Source organism: Actinomycetospora soli, from assembly GCF_021026295.1.
Lineage (GTDB): Bacteria > Actinomycetota > Actinomycetes > Mycobacteriales > Pseudonocardiaceae > Actinomycetospora > Actinomycetospora soli.
Window position 1 is genome coordinate 72,547 of the sequence record NZ_JAJNDA010000003.1, and the last position, 24,848, is coordinate 97,394.

General features: G+C 72.4%; 28 protein-coding genes. 11 read left to right on the forward strand and 17 right to left on the reverse strand.

The window, feature by feature from the left end:
• Positions 1–50: 50 nt before the first annotated feature.
• A complete protein-coding gene (locus tag LN037_RS05255) occupies positions 51–1,055 on the forward strand; it encodes an AraC family transcriptional regulator (protein WP_230750529.1) in 1,005 nt (334 codons plus the stop codon).
• On the opposite strand, the gene LN037_RS05260 is transcribed toward LN037_RS05255, so the two are convergent.
• From LN037_RS05260 to LN037_RS05275, 4 genes are all read right to left on the reverse strand, one after another.
• Entirely contained in the window at positions 1,052–1,522 is a 471-nt protein-coding gene (locus LN037_RS05260; protein ID WP_230750531.1) for an NUDIX domain-containing protein, read from the reverse strand. The two genes, LN037_RS05255 and LN037_RS05260, sit on opposite strands and share 4 nt — an antisense overlap.
• A 30-nt stretch (positions 1,523–1,552) precedes the next feature.
• Positions 1,553–2,167, reverse strand: coding sequence for a TetR/AcrR family transcriptional regulator (locus tag LN037_RS05265; protein ID WP_230750532.1), 615 nt, complete (start codon positions 2,165–2,167; stop codon positions 1,553–1,555).
• Entirely contained in the window at positions 2,164–4,029 is a 1,866-nt protein-coding gene (locus LN037_RS05270; protein WP_230750534.1) for an MFS transporter, read from the reverse strand. The genes LN037_RS05265 and LN037_RS05270 overlap by 4 nt, the downstream gene beginning before the upstream one ends.
• Positions 4,030–4,148: 119 nt before the next feature.
• Positions 4,149–5,786: a cation:proton antiporter gene (locus tag LN037_RS05275; protein ID WP_230751109.1), complete on the reverse strand. Its 1,638-nt coding sequence runs from the start codon at positions 5,784–5,786 to the stop codon at positions 4,149–4,151.
• Between the two features lie 91 nt (positions 5,787–5,877).
• On the opposite strand from LN037_RS05275, the gene LN037_RS05280 reads away from it, so the two are divergent.
• Positions 5,878–6,831 carry an ATP-binding cassette domain-containing protein gene (locus LN037_RS05280; protein WP_230750536.1) on the forward strand — a complete coding sequence of 318 codons (954 nt, stop codon included), beginning with the start codon at positions 5,878–5,880 and terminating at the stop codon, positions 6,829–6,831.
• Positions 6,828–7,640: an ABC transporter permease gene (locus LN037_RS05285; RefSeq protein WP_230750538.1), complete on the forward strand. Its 813-nt coding sequence runs from the start codon at positions 6,828–6,830 to the stop codon at positions 7,638–7,640. The genes LN037_RS05280 and LN037_RS05285 overlap by 4 nt, the downstream gene beginning before the upstream one ends.
• On the opposite strand, the gene LN037_RS05290 is transcribed toward LN037_RS05285, so the two are convergent.
• Positions 7,641–8,021, reverse strand: a complete 381-nt coding sequence (locus LN037_RS05290) for a hypothetical protein (RefSeq protein WP_230750540.1) — start codon at positions 8,019–8,021, stop codon at positions 7,641–7,643.
• A gap of 107 nt (positions 8,022–8,128) precedes the next feature.
• Between LN037_RS05290 and LN037_RS05295 the strand changes: the two genes are divergently transcribed.
• The 7 genes from LN037_RS05295 to LN037_RS05325 all read left to right on the forward strand — a co-directional run bounded on the left by LN037_RS05295 (position 8,129) and on the right by LN037_RS05325 (position 12,377).
• Positions 8,129–8,479: an MmcQ/YjbR family DNA-binding protein gene (locus LN037_RS05295; RefSeq protein WP_230750542.1), complete on the forward strand. Its 351-nt coding sequence runs from the start codon at positions 8,129–8,131 to the stop codon at positions 8,477–8,479.
• 34 nt (positions 8,480–8,513) lie between these two features.
• Complete coding sequence (locus tag LN037_RS05300) at positions 8,514–9,335, forward strand: SMP-30/gluconolactonase/LRE family protein (RefSeq protein WP_230750544.1); 822 nt, start codon at positions 8,514–8,516, stop codon at positions 9,333–9,335.
• Positions 9,336–9,386: 51 nt separating this feature from the next.
• Positions 9,387–9,845, forward strand: coding sequence for a hypothetical protein (locus tag LN037_RS05305; protein ID WP_230750546.1), 459 nt, complete (start codon positions 9,387–9,389; stop codon positions 9,843–9,845).
• A gap of 19 nt (positions 9,846–9,864) precedes the next feature.
• A complete protein-coding gene (locus LN037_RS05310) occupies positions 9,865–10,392 on the forward strand; it encodes a DUF3558 domain-containing protein (RefSeq protein ID WP_230751111.1) in 528 nt (175 codons plus the stop codon).
• Between the two features lie 227 nt (positions 10,393–10,619).
• The gene (locus LN037_RS05315) at positions 10,620–11,063 is read left to right on the forward strand and encodes a hypothetical protein (protein WP_230750548.1); all 444 of its coding nucleotides are present in this window, start codon (positions 10,620–10,622) and stop codon (positions 11,061–11,063) included.
• 161 nt (positions 11,064–11,224) lie between these two features.
• Complete coding sequence (locus LN037_RS05320) at positions 11,225–11,728, forward strand: hypothetical protein (RefSeq protein WP_230750549.1); 504 nt, start codon at positions 11,225–11,227, stop codon at positions 11,726–11,728.
• Positions 11,729–11,936: 208 nt separating this feature from the next.
• Positions 11,937–12,377, forward strand: coding sequence for a Rieske (2Fe-2S) protein (locus tag LN037_RS05325; RefSeq protein WP_230750551.1), 441 nt, complete (start codon positions 11,937–11,939; stop codon positions 12,375–12,377).
• 4 nt (positions 12,378–12,381) lie between these two features.
• On the opposite strand, the gene LN037_RS05330 is transcribed toward LN037_RS05325, so the two are convergent.
• A complete protein-coding gene (locus LN037_RS05330; RefSeq protein WP_230750552.1) occupies positions 12,382–12,681 on the reverse strand; it encodes a hypothetical protein in 300 nt (99 codons plus the stop codon).
• A gap of 163 nt (positions 12,682–12,844) precedes the next feature.
• Here LN037_RS05330 and LN037_RS05335 point away from each other — a divergent pair, with 163 nt between their 5' ends.
• Positions 12,845–13,144: a hypothetical protein gene (locus tag LN037_RS05335; protein WP_230750554.1), complete on the forward strand. Its 300-nt coding sequence runs from the start codon at positions 12,845–12,847 to the stop codon at positions 13,142–13,144.
• Positions 13,145–13,741: 597 nt separating this feature from the next.
• Here the strand turns inward: LN037_RS05335 and LN037_RS05340 are convergent.
• From LN037_RS05340 to LN037_RS05390, 11 genes are all read right to left on the reverse strand, one after another.
• On the reverse strand, positions 13,742–14,992 hold the full coding sequence (locus LN037_RS05340; RefSeq protein ID WP_230750556.1) for an alpha/beta fold hydrolase: 1,251 nt from the start codon (positions 14,990–14,992) through the stop codon (positions 13,742–13,744).
• Positions 14,989–15,231, reverse strand: coding sequence for a hypothetical protein (locus LN037_RS05345; RefSeq protein ID WP_230750558.1), 243 nt, complete (start codon positions 15,229–15,231; stop codon positions 14,989–14,991). Before LN037_RS05345 ends, LN037_RS05340 begins: the two co-directional genes overlap by 4 nt.
• Entirely contained in the window at positions 15,228–15,848 is a 621-nt protein-coding gene (locus LN037_RS05350) for a VOC family protein (RefSeq protein ID WP_230750559.1), read from the reverse strand. The genes LN037_RS05345 and LN037_RS05350 overlap by 4 nt, the downstream gene beginning before the upstream one ends.
• 31 nt (positions 15,849–15,879) lie before the next feature.
• Complete coding sequence (locus LN037_RS05355) at positions 15,880–16,614, reverse strand: TetR/AcrR family transcriptional regulator (RefSeq protein WP_230750561.1); 735 nt, start codon at positions 16,612–16,614, stop codon at positions 15,880–15,882.
• 193 nt (positions 16,615–16,807) lie between these two features.
• The gene (locus tag LN037_RS05360; protein WP_230750562.1) at positions 16,808–17,215 is read right to left on the reverse strand and encodes a hypothetical protein; all 408 of its coding nucleotides are present in this window, start codon (positions 17,213–17,215) and stop codon (positions 16,808–16,810) included.
• A complete protein-coding gene (locus tag LN037_RS05365; protein ID WP_230750564.1) occupies positions 17,212–17,736 on the reverse strand; it encodes a hypothetical protein in 525 nt (174 codons plus the stop codon). Before LN037_RS05365 ends, LN037_RS05360 begins: the two co-directional genes overlap by 4 nt.
• Complete coding sequence (locus tag LN037_RS33390; RefSeq protein ID WP_230750566.1) at positions 17,715–18,428, reverse strand: DUF4253 domain-containing protein; 714 nt, start codon at positions 18,426–18,428, stop codon at positions 17,715–17,717. Before LN037_RS33390 ends, LN037_RS05365 begins: the two co-directional genes overlap by 22 nt.
• A gap of 125 nt (positions 18,429–18,553) precedes the next feature.
• Positions 18,554–19,312, reverse strand: a complete 759-nt coding sequence (locus LN037_RS05375) for a maleate cis-trans isomerase family protein (RefSeq protein ID WP_230750567.1) — start codon at positions 19,310–19,312, stop codon at positions 18,554–18,556.
• Complete coding sequence (locus LN037_RS05380) at positions 19,309–20,868, reverse strand: (2,3-dihydroxybenzoyl)adenylate synthase (RefSeq protein ID WP_230750569.1); 1,560 nt, start codon at positions 20,866–20,868, stop codon at positions 19,309–19,311. The genes LN037_RS05375 and LN037_RS05380 overlap by 4 nt, the downstream gene beginning before the upstream one ends.
• Positions 20,865–22,547: an FAD-dependent monooxygenase gene (locus LN037_RS05385; protein WP_230750571.1), complete on the reverse strand. Its 1,683-nt coding sequence runs from the start codon at positions 22,545–22,547 to the stop codon at positions 20,865–20,867. Before LN037_RS05385 ends, LN037_RS05380 begins: the two co-directional genes overlap by 4 nt.
• Positions 22,544–24,847, reverse strand: coding sequence for a hydantoinase B/oxoprolinase family protein (locus LN037_RS05390; RefSeq protein ID WP_230750573.1), 2,304 nt, complete (start codon positions 24,845–24,847; stop codon positions 22,544–22,546). The genes LN037_RS05385 and LN037_RS05390 overlap by 4 nt, the downstream gene beginning before the upstream one ends.
• Position 24,848: the final 1 nt, after the last annotated feature.

The following is a 24,848-nucleotide window of genomic DNA, read 5'->3' on the forward strand; positions in this document are numbered from 1 at the left end:
GGGCGCTGCAGGCTTGACTTTGAGCGACAGCTCTTTGACTCTTCGCGACAATGGACGCGCTCATCCGCTCGGCCTCGCTGCAGGGGTTCGACACCCTCGTCACCGAGCTCGGCGCCGACCCCGCGCCGCTGATGCGCGAGGCCGGCCTGCGCCCCGACCTCGCCACCGACCGCGAGGCCTACCTGCCCTACCGGTCGCTCGCGCACCTCGTCGAGAACGCCTCGCGGGAGCTGCGGTGCCCGGACTTCGGGTTGCGACTCGCGCAGTACCAGGGGATCGAGATCCTGGGAGCGGTCGCGATGATCGCGCGGCACGCGCCCACGGCGGCCGCCGCGATGGTCGGGCTCAACCGGTACACGCAGTTCTACTCGACGGCCTTCGAGGTCGACCTGCAGCCGCTCGACGAGGGCCGGTCGCGATACACCTTCACGATCGTCGCGGCCCGGGTGCCCGAGCGCATCCAGGTCCTCGAGCTCTCGCTCGGGGTGTCGCTGGACCTCTTCCGCATCCTGCTCGGGGACGACTTCCGTCCCCGCCGCGCGCTGCTCCCCCACCCGGCCGTCGCCCCGCCCGCCGTCTACCACGCCTTCTTCGACTGCCCGGTCACGTTCGACGCCGCGGTGTGCGGGTTCGACATCGACCAGGCCCAGCTCGACCGGCCGCGCCGCGGCGACGACCCGGAGGTCCGCCGGCTCGCCGAGCGCTACCTGGAGACGACCGCGGTGCCGGTCGGGGCGGACCTGCACACGCACGTCCACGAGCTCGTCGACCGCCTGCTGCCCACCGGCCAGGCCACGATCGCCACCGTCGCCCAGCACCTCGGCCTGCACCCGCGGACGCTGCAGCGGCGGCTGCGTGACGAGGCGACGACGTTCGAGGCCGTGCTCGACGGGGTGCGCCGCGACCGGGCGGAGCAGTACGTCTGCTGGTCCGAGCGCCCGTTCCCCCAGATCGCGACGATGCTGGGCTACACCGAGCAGAGCACCCTCTCGCGGGCGTGCCGGCGGTGGTTCGGCGTCCCGCCGCAGCGGCTCCGTCGAGCGACGCCGGCCTAGGCGATCCGCGGCTCGGTGCCGTGCAGCGCGTCGGCGATGCGCTGCCGGTGGTTCGAGAACAGCGCGTACTCGTCGAGCCGGTCGGGCTCGACCCAGGCCACGGCCGTCGTCTCCACCCCGTCCGCCCGCGCCTCGCCCCCGACCGGGCGGGCGTGGAAGCAGACCCCGAGGGGCTGGATCGCGCGGCCGTCGTCGAGGAGGGTCACGTGGCGCGGGTCGGTGTAGATCCCGACGAGGCCGGTCACCTCGATCTCGACGCCGGTCTCCTCGCGGGTCTCGCGCACCGCGCACTGCGCGATCGTCTCGTCCAGCTCGAAGATGCCGCCCGGGAGCGCCCAGGTGCCGGTGTCCTCGCGGCGGATCAGCAGCAGTCGTCCCTGCTCGTCGCGCACGGCCGCCGAGGCGCCGGGGATGCGGGTGGTCGCCCGCGGCGCGGCGGGGTCGTCGAAGAAGTCCACGCGGGCCACGGGTGCGATGCTCCCAGGTCGCTCCGGCCCCTACCGCTCGCCCAGCCCCGCGGCGAGCTGGTCGAACATCTCCCCCAGGCTCGCGCGCAGGACGTCCCGGTCGCGGGTGCCGCCGTCGGTCCAGCGCTGCATCACGACCCGCACGCCCGCCATGACGACGGCCGCCGCGAGCGCGGCCCGCAAGCCCACCGACCCGTCGTCGGGAAGGCGCTCCCCGAGCCGCTCCGCGATCACGACGGCGAGCTCGCGCTCGCGGGCGGCGTAGGCCGCCAGCTGGTGCGGCAGCAGCGACGGCGTGCGGCGCATCATCCGCAGGGCGTCGAGCTGGTCGTCGCCGGCGAGCTCGTCGACGTGCTCGACGACGGCCGTGCGCAGCGCGGTCAGCACGCTCTCCGCGGCCGGGCGCTCGCGCACCAGCTCCACCAGCGCGTCGCCGCGGGCGCTGTCCCCCGCGACGACGGCCTCCTCCTTGCTGGAGAAGTAGTTGAAGAAGGTGCGCAGCGAGACGTCGGCGGCGTCGGCGATCTGCTCGATCGTCACGTGCTCGAGGCCGTGCTCGAGCGACAGCGCGACGGCGGCCTCGCTCAGCGCGGCCCGCGTGGCCAGCTTCTTCCGCTCCCGACGACCGAGCTCCACGGTGGTCATCGTGTCACCGCCGACATGACCTCCGTGCTCGCGTCGAGCGCGTGCCGCCCGGTCGCCCCGGCGCCGAGCTGCAGGTCGCGTCGCTGGCGGCCGAGGGTGCCGCCGAGCATCTCGACGTGCGGGGTGCCGCGGTACTGCGCGATCAGCAGGTGCGGTGCGACCTCGTCGTCGACCGGGAGCCGGTAGCGGCCCTCGTCGTCGGCGGTGGCGCGGGCCAGCTGGCGGCCGGTGCGGTCGATCAGGGTGAGCACGGCGCGAGCGGCCGGACGGTCGCCGTCGCGGACGGTGCCCTCGACGAGCGAGGGGGAATCGTCCTCATCCGGGGCGGCCGGCGCCGTGGTCTCGATGTCGATCGTGTCGCGCAGCGGGACCTCGCGCAGGAACAGGATCGCGACGAGCGCGACGAGGGCCAGCGGGGCCGCGACCAGGAACATCAGGGCGACCGAGTCGCCGTAGGCGTTCTCGACGATGCCGCGGATCGGCTCGGGCAGCGTCGCGACGTTCGGGATCTGGCCGCTCGACGACGAGGTGGCCGAGGCGGGGATGCCGACGGCGGTGAGCCCGGAGGTGATGGCCGCGGAGACGTGGCTCGAGAGCAGGGCGCCGAGCGCGGCGACGCCGGCGGCGCCCCCGAGCGAGCGGAAGAACGCGACGGTCGAGCTGGCGGCGCCCATGTCGCGCAGGGCGACCTGGTTCTGGACGGCGAGCACGAGGTTCTGCTGCGTCGCACCGACGCCGACGCCGACCAGCAGCATCGCGACGGCGAGCTCCCAGTACGGGGTGTCCGCGCCCATGACGAGGCCCTGCATGAGCAGGCCGACGACCAGCGAGATGCCGCCGCCGACCAGGAAGCCCTTCCACTTCCCGGTGCGGGAGATGAGCTGCCCGACGATGGTCGAGGCGAGGAAGAGCCCGGCGATCATCGGCAGGGTCAGCAGGCCGGCCTCGGTGGCCGAGGCGCCGCGCGAGAGCTGGAAGAACTGCGAGAGGAACACCGAGGAGCCGAACATTGCGACGCCGACGAACAGCGCGGCGACGGTGGCGAGGGCGACGGTCCGGTTGCGGAAGAGCTGGAGCGGGACGACCGGCTCCTTCGCGCGGTTCTCGACGACGACGGCGAGCACCAGCGCGACGATCCCCACGGCGAGCCACACCAGCGAGGCCCACGAGATCCAGGCGAAGTTCTTGCCGCCGAGCGAGACCCAGACCAGCAGGGCGGAGACACCGCCGGCGACGAGCAGCGCGCCGAGGTAGTCGATGTGCACCTCGCGCTTCTCGGTGGGCACCGTCAGGGTCCGCTGGAGCACGACGAGGGCGATCACGGCGATCGGCACGGTGACGTAGAAGCACCAGCGCCAACCGATGGTGTCGACGATGACGCCGCCGATGAGCGGGCCGCCGACGGTGGCCACGGCCATGATCGCGCCGAGGTAGCCGGAGTACCGGCCGCGCTCACGCGGCGGGATGATCGCGGCGATCACGACCTGCGCCAGGGCGGTCAGACCACCCATGCCCAGGCCCTGCAGGACGCGGAAGCCGATCAGCATCGGCGTCGACGTCGACAGGCCGGCGAGCATCGAGCCGACGATGAAGACGCCGATCGCGAGCTGGACCAGCAGCTTCTTCGAGAACAGGTCGGCGAGCTTGCCCCAGATCGGGGTGGACGCGGTCATCGCCAGCAGCGACGCGGTGACCACCCAGGTGTACTGCGCCTGCGTGCCGCCCAGCTCGCCGATGATCCGGGGCAGGGCGTTGGACACGATCGTCGAGCTGAGGATCGCGACGAACAGGGCCATCAGCAGGCCCGAGAGCGGGATGAGCACGGCGCGCCGGCTGGTGCGCGGCGGTGCGGCTGTCGTCATGGATGTCCGGCCTTCGCGATAGGGGCCGCCACGGCCTGCCCGCGGCGACTCCTTCACGATACGCATTCATGCGTGCCGTGCAACTTTGCGCGCCATGCTGTGATGCACACCGCGCAGGATCACTCCGCGAGGCGCCCCCGCAGCTCGATGGCGATCTCCGACGCGTCGAGGTTCGCGAGGGCCTCCTGCAGGACGTCGGCGTCGACGGTGCCGTCGTCCCGTGCGGTGAGCAGGGCGTCGCGCTGGGCGGCGAGGACGGCGAGCCGGTGGGCGACGGCGGCCGGCGCCGACCCGTCGTCGGGAACGTGGGGCGCCGGGACCGCCTCCGCGGTGCGACGCAGGAGCGCGACGAGCTCGGCCCGGTCGGCCTCGCGCGCCTGCACCACCGCCGGGTCGACGGGCCGGGCGAGTCGGCGCACGAGCGGACCGGTCGTGCCGCCCTGGACGAGCAGCGAGAGGGTCGCGACGGTGAACGCGACGAGCACGAGAACCGAGCGCTGCGGGGCGGTCTCCGGGAGCGTCTGCGCCGCGGCGACCGTGACGGCGCCCCGCATGCCGGCCCAGACGACGACGGCGCCCTCGCGCCACCCGAGCGGCTCGCGCAGGAAGTAGCGGATCGTCGCGAGGCCGCGGGTGATGCGGAGCGCGAACCGTTCGAGCTGGTTCTCCGAGAGCCGGCGTCGGCTGCGGGCGGCGAGCTCCGCCTTGCCCTCGGGGGTGCCCATCCGGTCCTGCATCCGCGTCAGACGGCCCTGCAGCGAGACGTGCTGCCGGGCCCGGGCGGCGAGGGCGCGCAGGAGCGGGGCGACGTAGGCGGCCCGGACGAGCACCGTCAGGACGAGGGCCCCGACCGCGATCAGCACGGCGGTCCCGACCCCCGCGTGGTCCCGCTCGACGGACTCGACGATCGACCGGATCTGCAGGCCCATCGTCAGGAAGACCGCGCCCTCCAGGACCAGCTCGACCGTGCGCCAGTTCTGGGAGTCCGAGAGGCGGTTGCGCGACGACAGGTCGCGCGGGGCCCGGACGCCCGTGACGAGGCCCGCGACGACCGCCGCGACGAGCCCGGACGCCTCGAGCAGCTCGGCGGGCACGGAGGCGAGGAAGGGCACCGCGAAGGAGATGACGGTGCTGACCGTCGGGTCGGTGATCCGGCGACGGGCCAGGAGGGCGAGGCGACCGACGAGCGCCCCGACGACGACCGCGACCGCGACCGAGTACGCGAACGTGCCGAGGGCTCCCCAGAAGGAGAAGGCCGCCGCGGTCGCGACGATCGCCGTGCGCAGGATGACGAGCGCCGTCGCGTCGTTGAGCAGGCTCTCGCCCTCGAGCATCGCGACGACCCGCGCCGAGGTCGGCGTGCGCCTGACGATCGACGTGGCGACGGCGTCGGTGGGGCTGACGATCGCGCCGAGGGCGACGCCCCAGGCGAAGCCGAGGCCGGGCACGACGAGCGCGAAGAACAGTCCGAGCACGAGCGAGCTGCCCACGACGAGGACCACCGACAGGCCGCTGATCGCCGCGAACTCGCGGCGGAAGTTCATGGCCGGCATGGACACCGCGGAGGAGTACAGCAGCGGCGGGAGGACCCCCTCGAGGATCCACTCCGGCTCGATCTCCACGGCGGCGAACAGCGGGAGGAAGCTCGCGCCCACCCCGACCACGACGAGCAGGAGCGGGGCCGCGATCCCGAGGCGGGGACCGAGGACGGCCGCCACCGCGATCACGAGGAAGCCGCTCACCAGGACGACGAGCATCTCCGTCACGCGCGCAGCCTGGCAGCAAGTCGGGCGACGCTGTCGGACCCCGTCGCTACGCTCGCGCCGAATCGGACATCAGGGAGCTCGCATGGACGTGGCGATCGAGGTCGCCGGGCTGGTCAAGCGGTACGGCGGCGTCACCGCCCTCGACGGGGTCGACCTGCAGGTGCCGCGAGGAACCGTGCTCGGGCTGCTCGGCCCGAACGGCGCGGGGAAGACGACGATCGTCCGCATCCTCACCACGCTGCTGCAGCCCGACGCGGGGCGCGCGTCGATCGACGGGGTCGACGTGCTCGCCGAGCCCCGCGAGGTCCGCCGCCGCCTGGGCCTGTCCGGGCAGTACGCGGCGGTCGACGAATACCTGACGGGCTTCGAGAACCTCGACATGATCGGCCGGCTCTACCACCTGGGGCGGCGCCGCAGCCGCGAGCGGGCACGCGAACTGCTGGCGCAGTTCAGCCTCACCGACGCCGGGGACCGGCCCGCGCGGACCTACTCCGGCGGCATGCGACGGCGGCTCGACCTCGCGGGGGCGCTGGTCGCGGCTCCCCCGGTGCTGTTCCTCGACGAGCCCACCACGGGCCTCGACCCGCGGAGCCGCACCGAGATGTGGGGCGTCATCCAGCAGCTCGTCGCGGGCGGCACCACGCTGCTGCTCACCACGCAGTACCTGGAGGAGGCCGACGTCCTGGCCGACGACATCGTGGTCATCGACCACGGCCGCGCCATCGCGCGCGGCACCGCCGACCAGCTCAAGGCCCAGATCGGCGGCGAGCGCCTCGAGCTCACGGTCAGCGACGGGTCCCGCCTCGACGAGGCCGCCCGCCTGGTCACACCGCTCGGGGTCGCCCCGCCGGTCACCGACGAGCACCGCCGGTCCCTGACGATGCCGGTGTCGGGCGGGGTGAAGGCGCTGCGGCAGGCCCTCGACCTGCTGGAGTCCGAGAGCCTCGACGTCGACGACGCCGGGGTCCGCCGCCCGACCCTCGACGACGTGTTCCTCACCCTGACCGGCTCCACCACCGAGGAGGACGCGACGTGAGCACGCTCGACGTCGTGAACGACGCCGCCGTCGTCGCGAAGCGGAACCTCATCAAGATCAAGCGGGTGCCCGACCTGCTGGTCTTCACCACGCTCTCGCCGATCATGTTCGTGCTGCTGTTCGCCTACGTGTTCGGCGGCGCGATCGACCCGACCGGCGGCGGTGCGGCCTACCGCGAGTTCCTCATCGCGGGGATCTTCGCCCAAACCGTCGTGTTCGGGGCGACCAACACCGGCGCGGGCCTGGCCGAGGACGTGAAGAAGGGGATCATCGACCGGTTCCGGTCGCTGCCGATGGCGCCGTCGGCGGTGCTGACCGGGCGCACACTGTCCGACGTCGTGAACAACGTGCTCGTGCTGATCGTCATGTCGATCACGGGGCTGCTCGTCGGGTGGCGCATCAACACGGGGCCGCTCGAGGCGCTGTGGGGCTTCGTGCTGCTGCTCGTCTTCGCCTACGCGATCTCGTGGATCATGGCGTGGCTCGGCCTGCTGATCCCGAGCCCCGAGGTCATCAACAACGCCTCGTTCATCGTGATCTTCCCGCTGACGTTCGTGGCGAACACGTTCGTCCCGCTCGACACGCTGCCGGGGCCGCTGCGGGTGTTCGCGGAGTGGAACCCGGTGTCCGCGGTGACGCAGGCGGCGCGGGAGCTCTTCGGCAACCCCGACCCGAACCCGGCGGCGGCCGTCTCGCAGGCGTGGTCGCTGCAGCACCCGCAGCTCTACACGCTGATCTGGGCCGTGGCCGTCGTCGCGGTGTTCGCGCCGCTCGCGAGCGCGCAGTACCGGCGGGCGGCGAGCCGCTAGCTAGCGCTTCACCGCGGAGATGATCCCGGCGACCAGCAGGCCCACGAGCAGGAGCAGGAGCGCGACCGGGCTGAGGACGCCGAGCAGCACGAGCCCCACGATGATCGCGATCTTCGGCCCGACGCCGAGGGCGCCCCACGCGCCCTTCATCGCGCCGAAGAGCGGGTTCTTGCCCGCCATCAGGGCGTTGCCGGCGCCGAAGATCGCGCCCAGCTTCAGGCCGCCGCCGGACGCCATCTTCTCGACCTGGTCGGAGAGGTCGTCGACCTTGTCGGCGGCGACACCGGCGAGCCGGTCGATCACCGCCACCGCCAACCGCTGGCCGCAGATGCGCAGACGTTCGCCGGCGTTCAGCTCTGCGACGGCGGTGGAGACGGTCATGGAATCGGACGCTATCCGTTGGTGGTCTCCGTGGAACATCCGCCGACTGCCGGTACCTCCACCGCGACCGGCGCAACGGTGTCGGGGTGTCGTGCCAGGGTGTCGGCGTGGGTGAGCGGCCGGACGTCCCCGAGGAGATGGTGGAGCGCATCGACGCCGTCCTGCGCGGGTGGCAGGGCGTGACGCAGGAGCGCGCCTGGGTCGGGACCCGGTGGAGGGTCCGCGGGGCGACCGTCGCGCACGTGTTCGGCGGCGAGGACGGGCTCTTCCGCATCACCTTCCGCGGCGAACCCGACGAGGTCGCGGCGTTCGGACACATGGGCCCGCCCTACTTCACGGTCTCGTGGGGCTCGAACGTGATCGGCCTGGTTCTCGACGAGGACAGCGACTGGGAGGAGCTCGCCGAGCTGCTCCAGGACTCGTACCGCATCCAGGCGCCGGCAGCGTGGTCGCCATAGTTGTTTTTCAGGACCACTGTGTTAGTTTTCCGGCATGGAGACGCTGCTCGACGACCTGGCCATGGTGGAAGGCGCCCGGTGGCACGACGGCCGCCTGTGGTTCGCGCACTGGGGTGTCGGCGAGGTGATCGCGGTCGACCTCGATGGGAAGGCCGAGGTCGTCGCGCCGGGACCGGAGCAGATGGGCTGGGCGTTCGACTGGCTGCCCGACGGGCGGCGCGTCACGACCGCCGAGGACACCGTGACCGTCGACGGGGACGTCCTCCGCGACGGCGGCGGCAACGAGGTCGTCGTCGACCCACAGGGCCGGGTGTACGTGAACGGCTTCGACGGCTCGTTCACCGCCGAGGGCTTCCCCGAGCCCGGCTGGATCGACCTCGTCTCCCCGGACGGAACCTCGCGCCGGGTCGCCGAGGACATCCACTTCCCCAACGGCATGGTGGTGACCCCTGACGGCAGCACTCTCGTGGTCGCCGAGTCGGTCGCCGGGCGGCTCAGCGCCTTCGACATCGCCGCGGACGGCTCGTTGACCGGCCGCCGGGTCTGGGCTGACGGGCTGGGCCCGGACGGCATCGCCATCGACGCCGACGGCGCCATCTGGGCCCAGACCGCCGACACCTTCGCCCACAGCGGCGACCCGTCCGCCCCGGCCGGCGCGGTCGTCCGGGTGCTCGACGGCGGGAAGATCACACACCGTATCGAGACACCGATGCCGTGCTTCGCGTGCGCTGTGGGCGACGGGAAGCTGTTCCTGCTCTGCAACGAGTGGGAGGGCATCGAGAAGGCCGGCGAGGTCCTGGCGCGTCGGTCGTCGCGCGTGTTCGTCGTCGACCTGGACGACGTCCCGCGCGTCTGATCCTCCGAAACCGCCCATGACGGCGGGGTCGGGCGGCTAGCGTGGTCGGTCGTGACCGAGCCTGTGCCGCCCGGGCTGTCCGCGCAGCCCTCACCGGGCCCGCCGCCGTGGTCGCCCGAGCGTCCGCTCCAGGCCTCGGACCCGACCGTCCTCACCACCGGCCAGGTCGTCCCCCGCCAGATGATGCCCGTCGCCGCGACCGGTGACGCCTTCTCGATCGACCTCGCCGCCGCCCCGAGAGCGCTCGAGGACCTCTACGCCGCGCGCGAGGAACTGCAACTGGTCCGCCTCGATGCCGTGCGCCTCGGTCGCGTCGAGCCAGGAACCGCGGACGAGGTCAGTCGCGACGCTGCCACCGTGTTGGGCGCGGTCGCCACCGGCGGGCAAGGCTCATTGCTGCAAGCCATCGACGGGGGCCTCGCGAGGATCGGAAGCCTGATCGACGCACTCGAGACAGAGCTGGCCGATTACCGGGCGGCCGAGCAGGAGAACAGTGGGCGCATGGCGTAGCGCGATCCCGCTGTTCTTCATGGTCGCGCTCGCGGGTTGCGCGTCCAGTTCTCCGCCGCCTCCCCAGGCTCCCATCTCGACCTCACCACGTTACGGGGCACCAACGGTCAGTCGGCCGCTTGACGTGACGACGCCATTCGACGCGCCGTGCCGACAACTGTCTCCAGAGGAGCTCGGAACATTGGGAGTGCGGGACGAAGGATCGGGCCGTAGCTACATGGGCAGCAACCAGTGCAGGTGGACAACTCAGAGCGGCGCCATCCTGAGTCTGTCCGTCGACCGCGATCGAGACCTGCTCGTTGACACCTACCGGGCTCGACTCCTGCCGATCTTCCAGCCGGTGCAGGTCGCCGGCTATCCCGCCGTGCGTCAGCAGACCGCGCCGGAGAACAACATCTGCACCGTCACGATCGGCCTCGGACCGAAGCAGGCTCTCGAAGCCGACTGGACCGGGCTCGGCACCCTGAAGCCCGGCGACCCCGACCCGTGCGAGCGCGCCGAGACCGCCGCCGCGATGGTGATCCGCAAGCTGCCTCCCCAGCGCTGACCGCGCCCCTCGAACCGAGTCATCACGACTCGGTTGCGCGGACCGAACTCGCCCGGCCGGGTCTGAGCCAGAGTGGTCGACGACCGAGCCGGCTCCTCGGCGCCGGACGAAGGCGCGCCCGGCCGCCGGTCGGCTCGAAGATCCCAACCAGCGGAGCGAAGTGCTCGCTCACCGATCACCTCGCGCGGCGCGACGAGATCTTGCAGGCGCGACGTCATGGTGAGCCCGTGCCTCATGGACCGACGCGAGCCCGCCAGCAGACGGAGATGGGCGAGGGCCTCGCCGTCGGGTGCCTCGTCGAGGGCGTCACCGGACTCGACCCGGCCACCGCCGATCAAGCACTCCGTGCAGCCCTCGAGACCTGGCCCTGGGCGACGCGCTACCCCTCGCTCCGCCGGAACCCCGCCGTCCGGGACACCATGCGGACCAGCCCCGGCCGCCGCGGACTCAAGATCGCGCGGTGGGTGTTCTCCCGTGGCCTCGCCGTGCCCCAACTGCGCGACGACGACTGGGACCTGCCGGGCGCCTGCATCCGGCTCGAGGAGGGAACAGACGTGCCGGCCCGGCGATGGCTCGACCTCACGCGAGCCTTCCTCGACCGCGTTCCCGACGCCGCCATCTGGCGCGCACCGGCCGGCACGGGTGAGACCGGGGCGTTCCTCGAGCTCTGATCAGGGGCGGACGGTGTCCGCCTGATCGTCGAACACGAAGGCGTCGAGGCGACGGCCCGCCCGCTGCACGACGCCCGAGCCCCACACCACGGCGCCGAGGAGCACCAGCAGCCCCCCCGACCAGCGCTCCGAGCACGCTGACGACGCCGAGCGGTGGAACCGTGCGCGCGTCGGGCAGGTTCGGCGGCGACACCGTGCTCACGACCACCCGCGACGGGCCCGTCCCCACCGTCTCCGCCGACGTGATCGCCGCTGTCAGCGCCCGGTCGACCACGCCGTCCGCGGTCGCGGCCTCGGCCGGCGTCGCAGCGTGGACGGCGATCGACAGCACCGTCGTGTCGGGCACCGGCGTCACGCGCACCACCTGTCGCAACGCGTCGACCGTGGTCCCGAGCTGGACGGCGGCGGGCGCGAGGACGGTGTCGTCGGTCGCCAACTGGGCGTACGTGTCCATGCGCGCCGCGATGTACTGGTCCTCGGTCGATGCGGCGTCGGACGAGGCGAGCCCGAGCGGACCGTCGGAGACCAGCACCTGCGACGTCGAACTGACCGGGGTGTGGTCGAGATGCAGGTCGGCGAACAACCCGACCGCGGCGCCCACCACCAGCCCCACCAGCACGATCCACCGAGCCCCGCGGACGCTCCGCGCCACACCTGGTCGTTGACCCATGCGAACGATTGTCCGCGCCACGAGTGATCGTCGCGTGAGTCCGGAGCTGCGGCTCTGGGCGTCGAGGCGACGGCGCGCGGGACAGCTGCGGCGTCCGCATCAACCCGGGGAAGCACCCGTGGGCCGATCGCTCACGCCGCGTTCGCCGATGCCCTGCCCTGGCTCGGGCTGCCGACGGGGGCGGGTGCTCCTACGGTGCGATCATGAGCGACACGGACGGGCCGACCGAGACTCCCGGGCTCGCACGACGTCCTCTGCTGCAGGGCTGCCTCGCGGGCGGGGCGTCTCTCGTCGGGCTCGGGGCGATCTCCGCGTGCGGCGGTCCGCAGACCACGCCGACCGTTCCGGCGCCCGGGCCACTGGCCTCGCTGAACGACGTGCCGGTCGGCGGCACCGTCGTCGTGACCAGCCCCAACGGCGCTCCGGTCGCGCTCACCCGACCGAACGCCGGGACCGTCGTCGCGCACAGCGCCGTCTGCACCCACCAGGGCTGCGCGGTCTCCGGACGCGGCCCGACGCTCAGCTGCCCGTGCCACGGGTCGGTGTTCGACGCTGCCACCGGAGCGGTGCAGCAGGGACCGGCGGACCGGCCCCTGCCGGCGATCGCCGTGCAGGTTCAGGGCCAGTCCGTCGTCGTGCTGTAGACCGTCAGTTCTTCTCCGTCAGGGTCACCAGCTTCGTCGACCCGCCGCCCGAGTCCGTGCTGCCACCCGAGTCCTTGCTGCCGGACGAGTCCTTGCTGCCGGACGAGTCCTTGCTGTCGGACGAGCCCTTTACCGACGGCGACTCCTTGGCGCGCGAGGAGTCCTTGCTCGGGGACTGCTCGGTGCTGCTCGACGTCTTCTGCACCGTCGACGAGGACGTCTTCTTCGGTGGTGTGGTCGGCAGGTCGAGCGTCAGGTCCACCTTGTTCGGCGCGTAGGTGAACGAGTAGTACTTCCCGCTCACGCAGAACGTCCGGCCATTCTGGTTGGCCGCGTAGGCGTTCCCGCCCCCGCAGGACACCGATGCCGGTGCCCCGTTCTGCGCGCTCGACGCGGTCGCCGTCGCGTTCTTCCCCGCCCACGCGACGGACCTGTCCTGATCGATCGCTGTCGCCCGCGCGAACGAGTTGTCCCCAGCCGCCGTCGCCTTCGCGGTGCTGCCCTTCGAGGCCGCCGAGCCGGCCACCGAGTTCGCACCCTTCGCCGTCGACGTGGCCGTCGAGTCGGTCGACGCCGCCGCCGCGGCCGCCGACGAGGCTCCCGACGCCGTGGACGTGGCCCTCGAGTCGTTGGCCGCCATGGCGGACGCTAGCGCGGCGTCACCCGACGAGGTGGCCCCGGCCGTCGAGCCGCGCACGGCGGACGTCGCGGCGGCCCCGGAGGCGCTCACGACCCGCGACGTCGCCGTCGACGCCTCGTCCGGCTGACCATCTCCGGTCGCTGCGCTCGACGCGGGGCCACCTCCGATCGTGGTCGCGGTGGCCGACGACCGAGGAATCCCGGTGCCGTCGGACGGCGAGGCGGACGAAGCCCTCGTCTGCTGGGCCTCACCGTTCGCGCCCTGCCCCAGCGGGCCCGCCACCGCCTCGCCCTGTGTGTCGGGACCGCTGGACTCCGAAACGAGGGTGAGGGTCGGCCCCTGGTAGTTCGTACCGGCGATCGTGCCGCCGCCGGCCACGGCGGCCGACTGCGCAAGTCCCGGACCGGTGTAGGCGTATCCCCCGGCCGGGCTCGTCCCGTCACCGATGGCCGTGCTCCTCGCACCGGGGATGTCGACGCAGGACGCCCTCTCAGGGGTAGCGGTGCACGACTCCCCCATCGCGGACAGCGGAGCGCCCATCGTCGCCGTCACGGCCAGCGCGAATGCGCCCAGCCCCATCACAGTCCGGCGTCGGGCCGGATTCCAGGCAGCCATCGGTCGTCCCCCAGCGGATCGTCGTCATCGAAGGGCTCGAGACGTCCCCGCGCGACCTCGGCGCTCGGAGTCTGACGGAGCAGGACCGACGCCGACCTAGGTGAAAGACCTAGGTCTGCGGCGGAGCCAGCTCGTGTCGCTCCGAGAGCCAGTCGACGATCTGCCGGGCCGCGAGCTCGTTGCCCGTCGGTTCGTCCGCAGCGATCGCCCCGCCGAAGTGCGTCCCACGAACCGCAACGTGCATCAGGTCGGATGCCCCCAGGGCCGCCACCATCCGTTGCGAGTCCGCCGGGAACGCCGCCTGGTCGCCGGTGAGCTCGACGAACAGCGTCGGCACCTGCACGCCCGGCGCGCACCGCACGAAGTCGGCGTTCGACGACAGCCCCGACCAGGTCGAGAGCCACGCCTCCGGCGTCGTCAGCCGGCAGAACCCGACCTGCCCGTAGTTGATGAGATCGGGACGGGCGCCGAACAGCGACCCGTACGGCCGGTCGCTCGGATCGATCGACAGGTCGACGCACCGCGGGTCGGCGTCCGTCCGGAACACGGTGATGATCTCCGGCGCCAGGGCGCGGCGACGGTCCGCGGGTGCACCCGTGCGCTTGTGCACAGCGCGCGCCTCGGCCGCTCGGGCCAGCGCCGCGTGGGCCCGCGCGTCGATCCGCGCCACCCGGTCGCGCTGCGCGGCCCGGAACCGCTCGAGGAAGTCGGGCGAGTACGACGAACTCGTGGGCGGCTCGGCGAAGCCGTTGCGCGGGTCGAACGGGTCCAGGTCGGGCACCGCCGCGAGCGGGTCGGTCTCGTCGGCGACCGACGGGTCGATGCACCCGAGCAGCAGCCGCCCCTGCCCCGGGTGCGGTGCGAGGAACACCGCCGCGTCCACCGGCGGCAGGAGAGCCTCACCGAGCTTCGTCGGGCGCCCACCCGGCGTCGTCGCGATCCGCTCGGGACCCGCAAGCCCCGCCTGCTCGACGTAGAACGCGAAGAGCGTGCCGCCACCGGAGTGGCCGAGCGTCACGACCGACTCGAACCCGCGATCGCGCAGGAACGCGAGCCCGGCCGCGACGTCGAGCAGCGCCTGCTCGTGCACGAGCGTCAGGTCGTTGTTGACCGACCGCGTGTGCTGCGTCCACACCGCCGCGCCCGCCTGCAACAGCGGCGGCACGAGCGGGTGGTGCGTGACGTCCTGCCGCGGGTGCATGAGGACCACGACGGTGCGCGCGCCCGGCACCGTCGCGAGCACCCCGCGGACCGACGCGCCGTCGGCCGTCGCCAGCTCGTGCACGCTCGTCGTCGTGACCGCGGGGCGCTCGTCGGCCGCGATGTACCGCCCCGCGCCGAGCCGGGTGGGCGCGCTCATGCCGGGTCGACCTGCAGGGCGTTCTTGTCGTGCTGCACGATCCGCCCGCCGGCGACGCCCGCGATGCAGCTGTACCAGACCGCGTGCCGGCAGCCGGTCGCCCGACGGTCGATGACGATCGAGCCGTCGGAAGTGATCTCGAAGTACGGCCCGACCTTCCCGACCGTCGCGCCGGCCTCCGCGGCCACCTTCGCCACCGTGGTGTTCTCGGGGACGTCGAGGACGTACAGGGCGGTCATACCTGCGCCGCTTCCCAGTCGGCCGCCCGCTCGACGATCAGCTCCGCCTTGCGCGCGAGGAGCTTCCCGAACGACGGGTCCGGCTCGGCCACCACGTCGAGGAGCGCGTCGATCGTCAGGTTCGCGTCGAGGTCCTCCTGCGGCGTCACGGGACGCATCGCGCGGGTGAACTCGACCATGTAGCCGTTGGGGTCGTGCGTGTAGATCGACTCGATCGTCTCGTGCTGGATCTGCATCTCGACCGGCCACGTGGACTCGTCCAGCCGGCGCCGGTACTCCAGCAGGTCGGCCTCGTCGTCGACGTGGATGGCGAGGTGGCGCGAGCGCACGAAGAACTCCGGCACCTCCGGCCCGAAGCCGGCGTAGGCGTCCCCGCGCTCGTGGGTGTGCTGCGGCTCGAGACCGAAGTAGTAGAAGAACGCGATCCGGTCGTCGTTGCCGATGTCGAAGAAGAAGTGGATGAAGTCCGGGTGGTTCTCCGGACCCCAGCCCGCGGCGCAGATCGAGTGCACCACCGGGAAGCCGAGGACGTCGCGGTAGAAGCGGACGGTCCCTGCGGGATCGAACGTCGGGAACGCCGCGTGGTCGACACCGCGGACCTTGTGCTCCAGTGCCATGCCTCAAGCGTAGAAGCTGTCTACGCCAACGTCAATCTTTCGACGGCGTCGTCGTGATGATGCGCTCGAGATAGTCCAGATCCTGTCGGAGCAGGCTCAGCGCAGCCGCCGGGTCGTCGGGCCGCGGGGACTCCGGCAGCCGGTCGGGCGCCTGCGCCACCATCGCGACGGCCATCTCCGCCATCTGCTCGGCGACCTCCTCGGGCGTCTGCGCCCCGCCCGGCCGGAACCACCACGCGACCCAGTTGCACATGCCGATCAGCGCCAGCGCCGTCGTCCGCACCTCGCGCGGCCGGAACTCGCCGCTGCGGATGCCCTGGTCCACGACCCGCGCGAACCCGTCCAGCACCCGTCGCTTCGCGGCCTGGTGGGCGACGGCGAGGTCGTCGGGCAGTTCCGACTCCGAGCGGATGACCAGCTGGAAGCGTGCCGCGTGCCGCGCCTGCTGACCGGCGATCAGCCCGACGAGCTCGCGCAGCTTGGTGGTGGCGTCGAGCTCCCGGCCGGCGATCTCCTCGGTCGCCGCCGCCGGCGCCTCGGTGATCTCGGTGACGAGCCGCGCGAGCAGCTCGTCCTTGTTCTTCACGTAGTAGTAGAGCGACGGCCGGGTCATGCCCATCGCGTCGGCGATGTCCTGCAGGCTCGTGCCCGCGAAGCCGCGCTCGGCGAACAGGCGGGTCGCCTGCTCGTAGATCTGCGCTTCGACCAGTTCCCGACGAGGCCGCCGGGCGGGGGTCCCGTCCGGGGCAGGTTCCGCCGCGCTCATGGCCGGGACGATAGAGGTGCCGCGCTCTGCACACCCCCTCGCCACACGGCCGCGATCGACAGGCTGTCGCCGATCGTCGTGGTCGGGTCGCCGTCGACCAGGAGCAGATCGGCGCGCAGCCCCGGAGCGATCCGTCCCCGGTCGTCGAGGCCGTCCACAGGAACCCTGCGCACCACACACCCGACTCGGCGTCCTAGCGATCCGCCGTCCACCCGTAGGGACCGCCCGGCGGAAGGAACGGAGCGCCACTCTCGAGGCGCGTCTCGTGCAGCCCGAGCCGACCCTCGTGTCCGCGCCTCAGCTCGACCTCGGTCACCAGGTTGTTCTCGCCGTCGTGGACCGTGCTCAGCGCCTCGACGAGGAGCATCACCAGCATGCCGAACGCGTACTCGTCCGGGTCGTCGCCGGTCCACCCCGCCTTGAGCTCCTCCAGGTAGGTCCAGCCGTCGGTGGGCGCGATACGCACACGGGCCGGCTCGGCGAGTTCTCCGCGGTGGATCGTGCCGACGAGGAACTGGTCGGGGCTCTCAGCCGACTGGGCGTCGAGGCCCTCCTGTCGGAGGGCCGTCACCAGCTCGTCGAGCAGGTCGCCTCGGCTCACAACGGCCCACACTGGCGATTACTGGGGAACACGGTGTTGATCCTGTTCGCTCCGTTCTGGGTGTACATGGTGAAGACGACCTGCCGCACCACCTGGTTGGTCCGCAGATTCTTCAGGAACAGCACCCGGGATCGGCAGGTCTGGTCTCCGCGCGCAGGGTACGTCGCGTCCGGGTCCGCAGCGATGGTGCGCATCGCGAGATCGGCGACGTCGCGCCAGTTCTGATGGGTCCCGCCTGCGGCTCCTTCGAAGTCGGACTTGTGCCTCCAGAGGAGATGGCGGTAGCCCCACGTCGGCGCGGGGTTGAAGCGCGGTCCCCCGCACAGCAGCGCCAGCTGTCCGCCAGGGGCGGGAAAGGTCTGCACCGTCTTCTGTTCGTCGGTACCTCGGCCACACGCTCCCCACGGACCGGCCACCTGCGCAGCCGCGAAGGCGGGAGCGCCGAGCAGCAGAGCGACGGCTGCACACACGACGGCGGCCGCTCGCATGACGCCCGACGTCAGTCCCACCAGAACCGCCACAGGGTCTCACCGCTGATGGACTCCGCGTACTCCGAGAGCGGGATCGGGCCGGTCCGGAGCTCGACCTGCGGGTCGACCTGATCGGGACAGAACGCGAAGTGCTCCGCGGCGACCGACGTACATTCCTCGACGCTGCGGGGTGGTCGTGCGACCGAGAGCAGCAGCGTGTCCGGCCCGACGAACGCCACCACGGCTCCGAAGCGCTCCTCCCAGCTCCGCAGGACGGCGGTCGCTCGCGGCAGGTCGCGGTCCCGGTAGTTGCACATCCCGGACCACCGCAGCGCCAGCGGGACGTCGGCGGGGCGCGCCGCGTCGACCACGCCCATGCGCGCGATGCCCTGGGCCGCCCGGGCGAATCGCGTGGCGGACGCGATGGTGGCGTGGTGCCGGGACAGGTCCTGCTGGGAGCCGACCGGCGCGGGGAGCGCCGCGGCCAGAGGCTCGTCGCACGGGCAGTCCGGCAGACACGGCCCCGACCACCACTCGGAGAGCACGGTGTGCGGGTCGAGGTCGACGAGCGCCGGATCCTCGTCGACCGCCGGGAGGCCACAGCGATGGAGCGCCCCGTCGTTCAGCAGGACGGGACACCGGTGTGACGTCCGCGCGTCGCGCAGGAGCCGCCGGTACGACGACGGGTCGGGCTCGTCGAGGAGTTCGAGCAGGTTCGGAACGGTTTCGTGTTCGGTCTTCACACTCGTTCTGACTGACCCCGGCGCCGATCGGTTCCACTTTTCTGCGCCGCCCCCGGGGCCGACGGACGACGCCGCAGAACCGGTGCCACCGGCACCGGTGCTGCGGCATGGTCCGGAGGCCCACGTCACCCGGCGTGAGCGACCTCCGACCGCGCCGTCAGCAGCGACCCGGCGTCGGGAAGTTCCGGTGGCAGGCCGAGCGAGCGGAGCAGGCAGAACGCCCCCGCCGTCGCGGCGGAGAGCACGGGCAGGCCCAGCTCCTGCTCGACGACCGGGATCAGCGGGAGCGACGGCATCTGCACGCAGCAGGAGAGCACCAGCGCGTCCGCGCGCGACAGGTCCAGAGAACGCGCCGCCTCGACGACCCGAGAGCCCGGGATGCACCCGACCTCGGTGTTGTCGCCGACCTCGAGCGCCACCCAGTCGACGATCTCCAGACCCTCGGCCTCGAGATACGCCACGACCTGGCGAGCCAGCGGCTTCATGTACGGCATCACCAGCGCGACCCGCCCCCATGACCGGGCCGCCAGCGCGTCGACCAACGCACCCGCCGAGGACACCAGCCCCGCCGGCAGCCCACGCTCCGCGAGCTGCGCGGCGACCGCCGTCTCCACCCGACGGTGCTCCCCCGGCCCCTGCGCCATCACGGCGACGAGGCAGGCGTAGAGCAGGGCGTCGACGCCGGCGTCGGCGAGCTCGTCGACGCACCGGCCGCGCTGCGCGTTCATGGCGACGAGCTCCTCGGGCGTCACCTTGTGCATGCGCATGCGGCTGCCGTGGAAGGAGAACGTCTCGCTCGGGTGCCGGGCGAGCAGGGCCGGGATCTCGGTCTCGACGGTGACGTTCGAGCTCGGGACGATCATCCCGATGCGGTGGTGGCTCACGGGTTCTCCCCCGACAGGCGTGCGGTGATGTCGGCCGTCATGGCCTTCTTGTCGAGCTTCCCGACCTTCGTGCGCGGCAGGGCCTCCACCAGCTCCACGCGCTCGGGCCACTTGAACTTCGCGACGTCGAGCCGGTGCAGGTGATCCCGGAGGTCCTGCAGCGTCACCGGCGTGCCGTCCGTGGACAGGTAGGCGCAGCCGCGCTCGCCGAGGCGGGGGTCGGGCATCGCGACGAGGGCCGCCTCGACCACGTGCGGGTGCGACAGGAGGAGCAGCTCGACCTCCTCGGCGTTGATCTTCTCGCCGCCGCGGTTGATGAGGTCCTTGATGCGGCCCTCGATGGAGATCGCACGATGCCCGTCGAGCAGACGGACGGCCGCGAGGTCGCCCGTGCGGTAGAAGCCGTCGGACGTGAACGCCTCGGGCCGGTCGATGCCGTAGTAGGCGCGCAGGGTGTACGGGCCCCGGCAGCAGAGCTCACCGACCCCGCCGTCGGGAACCTCCTCCTCGCTCCCCGGCTCGAGGATCCGCACCTCGTCCTCCGGCGAGATCGGCACGCCGACCGTCTCCCGGCGCAGCTCGACGGACGTCCCGCGTGGTGTCACCAGGAACATGCCCTCGGCCATACCGAAGAGCTGCCCCACCCAGGCCCCACCGCGACCCGTCGTCGCGAAGAGTTCCTCGGAGACCTTGGCGCCGGAGAGCAGGACGACGCGCAACGACCGCGCGAGCTGGTCGTAGAGCGGGTGCTCGGGCGCGCGGTAGTGGACGTGGCCGAAGAGCACCGAGGTGGTGCGCTCGGCCACGAGGAGGGGCATCGCGGCGTCGAGGTCGTGGTCGGTGAGGACCAGGCACGCGCCGACGCTGTGTGGAGCGTGCACGCCGCAAACCACGCCGGCGTTGTGGATGACGGGGATGAGGTGGCCGACGCGGTCGTCGGCGGTCCAGCCGAGGACGTCGGCGTAGGCGCGGGCGTTGTACCAGTACTCGGTGTGGTGCCGCGGGATCAGCTTCGGGACGCCCGTGGTGCCGCCGGAGAGCTGGAACACCGCGATGCTGCCCGGGTCGATGCCGCGCTGGATCTCCTCGACGCGCTTGCGGGCCTCGTCGGGATCGATGTCGGCGGCGGGGAGGTCGTCGAGGACGAGGACGTGGTGCATCGTCGGGTGGTCGCGGCCCTGCTCGTGGGCGAACGCCACCAGGTCGATGCCGCGCGTCCCCGCCTCGACGAGGTGCGCGCGAGCCCCGACCGCCCGGCTGATGTGGGCGATCTCGTGGCCGCGGTGGGCAGCGAGGGTCGCGACCGGGACGAGCCCGGCCTTGAGCATCGCGTACCAGGCGACGACGGTCTCGAGCCGGTTCGTCACCTGCACGATCACCGGGTCGCCCGGCCGCAGCCCCAGCTCGGCGAGCCCGACGGCGATGCGGTCGGTCTCGACGTCCAGCTCGGCGTAGGTGCGGCGGCCCTGGGCGGCGACGACGGCGTCGCGGTCGGGATGCGCCAGGGCGACCGTGTGGAACTCGTCGGCGATCGTCTTCGTCCCGAGCAGACTCATCGCAGGGCCACCAGGTGCGTGCGGTCGGCCGCGAGGCCGTCGGCGAAGTCCTCGCGGAACGCCTCCGGACCGGCGACGACGACGAGCGCGGGCGTCCGTCGCCGCAACCGCTCCGCGACCTCGAGCCGGGTGAGGACCGACGGCCGGTCGTCGGCACCGGTCAGCCAGATGACGTCCATCGTCCGCTCCCCCTGCCGCACGGCCTTCTCGACGACGTCCTCACGACCCGACGGCCGGTCGTCGGCGCCGAGGTCGAACACGGTCGCGTCGAGCGCGGCCGGGTCGTCGGCGACGACGCGGGAGTCGAAGCCGCGCGTGCCGACGGTCGGGTCGGCGACCTCCGGTTCCTGGCCGGGTGTCGACGGCCGCAGCGACCGGCTCAGGACCCACTCGGCCAGGGAGTCGACCGTGTCCCGCTGCTGACGTCCAGCGTCAGCGGTGGGCCACGGCTGGCTCGGCGCGCTCCCGGGCGCCGGCTCCACCGTGTCCGGCTGCTGACGTCCAGCGTCAGCGGTGGGCCACGGCTGACCACCAGAAGGCGGCGACTCCCCCGCCCACTGCTGCAGGGCCGCGTCCACGACGTCGGGTGTGCCCGCGGCGAAGCGGTCCAGCGGCACGTTCCCGGCCCGGCTCATGTACGCGACGAGCAGCTGCTCGACCGGCAGCTCCAGGCGCTCCGGGAACGTCTCCCACCAGCGTCGGGAGCGCTCGGCGATGTCCTGCAGCCGCTCCACGGAAGGTCGGCGGGCGGCCTCGTACTCGGTCAGCGCCGTGTCGAGATCGGGGCCGTCCAGGGCGTTCACCAGCGCGATCGCGTCCTCCATCGCCAGCTTCGTCCCCGACCCGACCGAGTAGTGCGCCGTGTGCGCCGCATCCCCGAGCAGCACGGTCCGGTCGTCGTGCCAGCGCGAGCACCGCACCGTCCGGAACTGCAGCCAGCGCGTGCGGTTGCCGATCAGTCGATGCCCGTCGAGATGGCGGGCGAACACGTCCGACAGGTACTCCAACGCCTCGTCGTCCGACGTGTCCGCCGGCACCTCACGGTCGAAGCCGGCCGCCCGCAGCGTCGCGGGATCCGTCTCGACCAGGAACGTGCTCCGGTCGGCCGCATAGGGGTAGGCGTGCGTCACGAACACCCCGTGCTCGGTCCGTTCCGGGGCGAACAACGCGTGCGGCAGCGCCGTGTCGACGCCCGCCCACAGGTACCACCCGCTCCCGACCTCGACGTCCTCGCCGAAGTCGCCGCCCGACCGGGTCGCGCTCCCGACCCCGTCCGCCGCGATCACCAGGTCCGCGTCCAGGTCGTCGACGGTGCGCCGCACCCCGAACTCGAGCTTCACACCGGCGTTCTCGGCATGCCGCTGCAGCACCCGCAGCAGCTCGGCCCGACCGACCGCGACCAGCGACGACACGCTCATCCCGGCCGACCGGTCGCCCACGGTCATCCGCATGTCGTGCGACCAGGCGCCGGCGAGGATGTCGTCGAGCGAGGCGGGGTCGGCCTCGGCGAGCCGGCGCTGCGTCCGCGCGGCGAGCCCGACCCCGAACCCGAACGTCTGGTCCGGTACGCCCTGCTCGTGCACCACGACCTCGCAGTCGGGAGAAGCGAGCTTGATCAGCCGTGCGGCGTAGAGACCACCCGGTCCCCCGCCCAGCACGGCCACTCGGTTCAGCTTCACGACCGCGCGTCCGCGAGCACCCGGCTCGTCCGGGTCACGTCGTCGACGTGGTCGACGGGCACCACCGCCGTCGACACCGCCGTGAAGCACCCCGGGCAGCAGTACTGCCGGAAGTGCACCGCGCCGTCGACGTACTCCCCCGCGTTGTCCACGACCTGCGGGCCCGCGTCGCTGACCGGCCCCTCGTAGCGGACGAGGTCGAGCTCGCCCACCGCGCCGGCCCCGAGCACCGTCGCGCAGTGGACACACGCCACCCGGTCGCCGACCGCGACGAGGTTGTCGTCCAGCCGCCGCGCGTCGGTCAGGTCGACCGTCTCGCGCGTGCCCTCGCTGGTGCCCCGGGCTCGTCGTGCATCCCGGAGTTCCCGACGACGGGTCTCGGTCGCGTCGGCATCGACGGTCCCGTCGACGACGACCACGCCGTACGCCTGCGCGGCGGCCGCCGCGGTCACCTTCTCCTCGCGTATGTCCCGGGCCACGTCCTCGGGCGCGCGGGTGAGCGGGTCGCCGTAGCCCCCGCCGCCCTGCCAGAACATCGTGAACACCTCGCCGGGCGCCACGTACGTCTCGCCGTAGCAGGGCTGCAACTCGGCCGTCCCGCCGATCTCGGACAGATCGCCGGGCAGCTGACCCGCACCGAGCATCGTCGTGACCTCGCTGCCGCGTGCGATGTACTCGACGCCGGTGTTGCCGGGGTAGCCGCCGGCGAGCCCGTTGTTCTGGCTGACCGCCTTGCCGTTGGAGGCGAGGACGAGGCCGATCGGGAAGCTCGTGCCGTGCGGGGTGACCGCCATCGACGCCGAGACCCCGCCCCGACGTCGTCCGGGACCACCCGAGTCGGGCTCCTCCCGCCGCCAGAGCGCGAGGACCGGGTAGAGGAACTCGGTCATCTCGACGTCGGGCACGCGGCCCATCGGGATGCAGAACAGCCCGCCGGTGTCCATGCCGTCGGCCTGCGGCTGGGCGCCGTAGCCGCCGGCCATGGGGTCCATCAGAATGGAGAGGAACGGCGTCGGGACCGCGCCGCGCTGGTCGAGCCCGGCGATGACGGCGGTGTCCCACGTACCGCAGCAGGCCGACTGGACGTGCGCGTCGAGCTCCGGCGCCTGGTCGAGCATCTGCGAGAGGCACTCGGCGACGAGGTTGCCGGTGAGCCACGCCGGTCCGATCGGTCCGCGCCCGACGGCGGCCGGGAAGCTCGCGTTGTTGATCGTGCCTTCCTCGGCGACGAGGTCGAAGCAGCGCATGAGCCCGCCGGCCGACCACGGGATGTCGCCCGCCAGGATCGGCAGCAGGGCAAGCATGACGCCGCCGCGCATGCCGGCGTAGGTGCAGTTCACGACGCCGGACTGCGGGTCGGTGCCGGTGAAGTCGAAGGTCAGGTGGTCGCCGGCCTTGCGCATCTCCACGGTGATCTTGTGCAGGCCGCGGTCGCCGGAGTGGGACTGGTCCTGGTAGCCGGTGGCGCGCCACCTGCCGTCGGGAAGGTCGGTCAGCTTGCCCCGCAGGCGCGACTCGGCGTCGGACATCATCCGCTTCATCACGGCCTTGACCGTGTCGGCGCCGTACTGCTCGATGACGGCGAGGAGGCGGTCGCGGCCGACGGTGTTGGAGCCGATCTCGGCGCGCAGGTCGAGCCCGATCATCATCGGGACGCGGGAGCGGCGGACCCAGACGTCGGCGACGTCCTCCTGCAGCACGCCGTCACGGACGACCTTGATCGGCGGGGTGGGCAGCGACTCGGAGAAGACGTCCTGCGCGGCCGGGGAGAAGGAGCCGAGGCCGACACCGCCGAGGTCGGGCTGGTGGGCGATCGCGGAGGTCCAGCCGAAGAGCTTCCCCTCCCAGAACACGGGCTGGTAGACCATCGCGTCGTTCTGGTGCAGCCCGCCGCCGACCCACGGGTCGTTGGTGAGGAACATGTCGCCCTCGGCGATGCCGGGGTTCGTCGCGCGGTGCTGCAGGGTCCAGTAGATGGCGAGGTCGACGGCGCCGACGAGCATCGTGTTGTAGAGCCCGACCTGCACCTCCTGGCCGAGTTCGTCGGAGACGGCGAAGTCGAAGTCGTTGGCGTCGGTGACGATCGGCGAGCCGGACATGCGCTTGAGCGCCTCGCCCATCTCGTCGGTGACCGACCAGAGGCGGTGCCGGATGACCTCGTAGGTCAGCGGGTCGAGCGCGTCGATCTGCTCCTGGGTGACGGTGTGGATCGGCAGGCTCTCCGGGAGCTGCGCGGCGAGCGTGGCGGGGTCGATCGGGCGGCTCGAGAAGCGCTCGGAGCCGGGGACGGCCATCGTCATG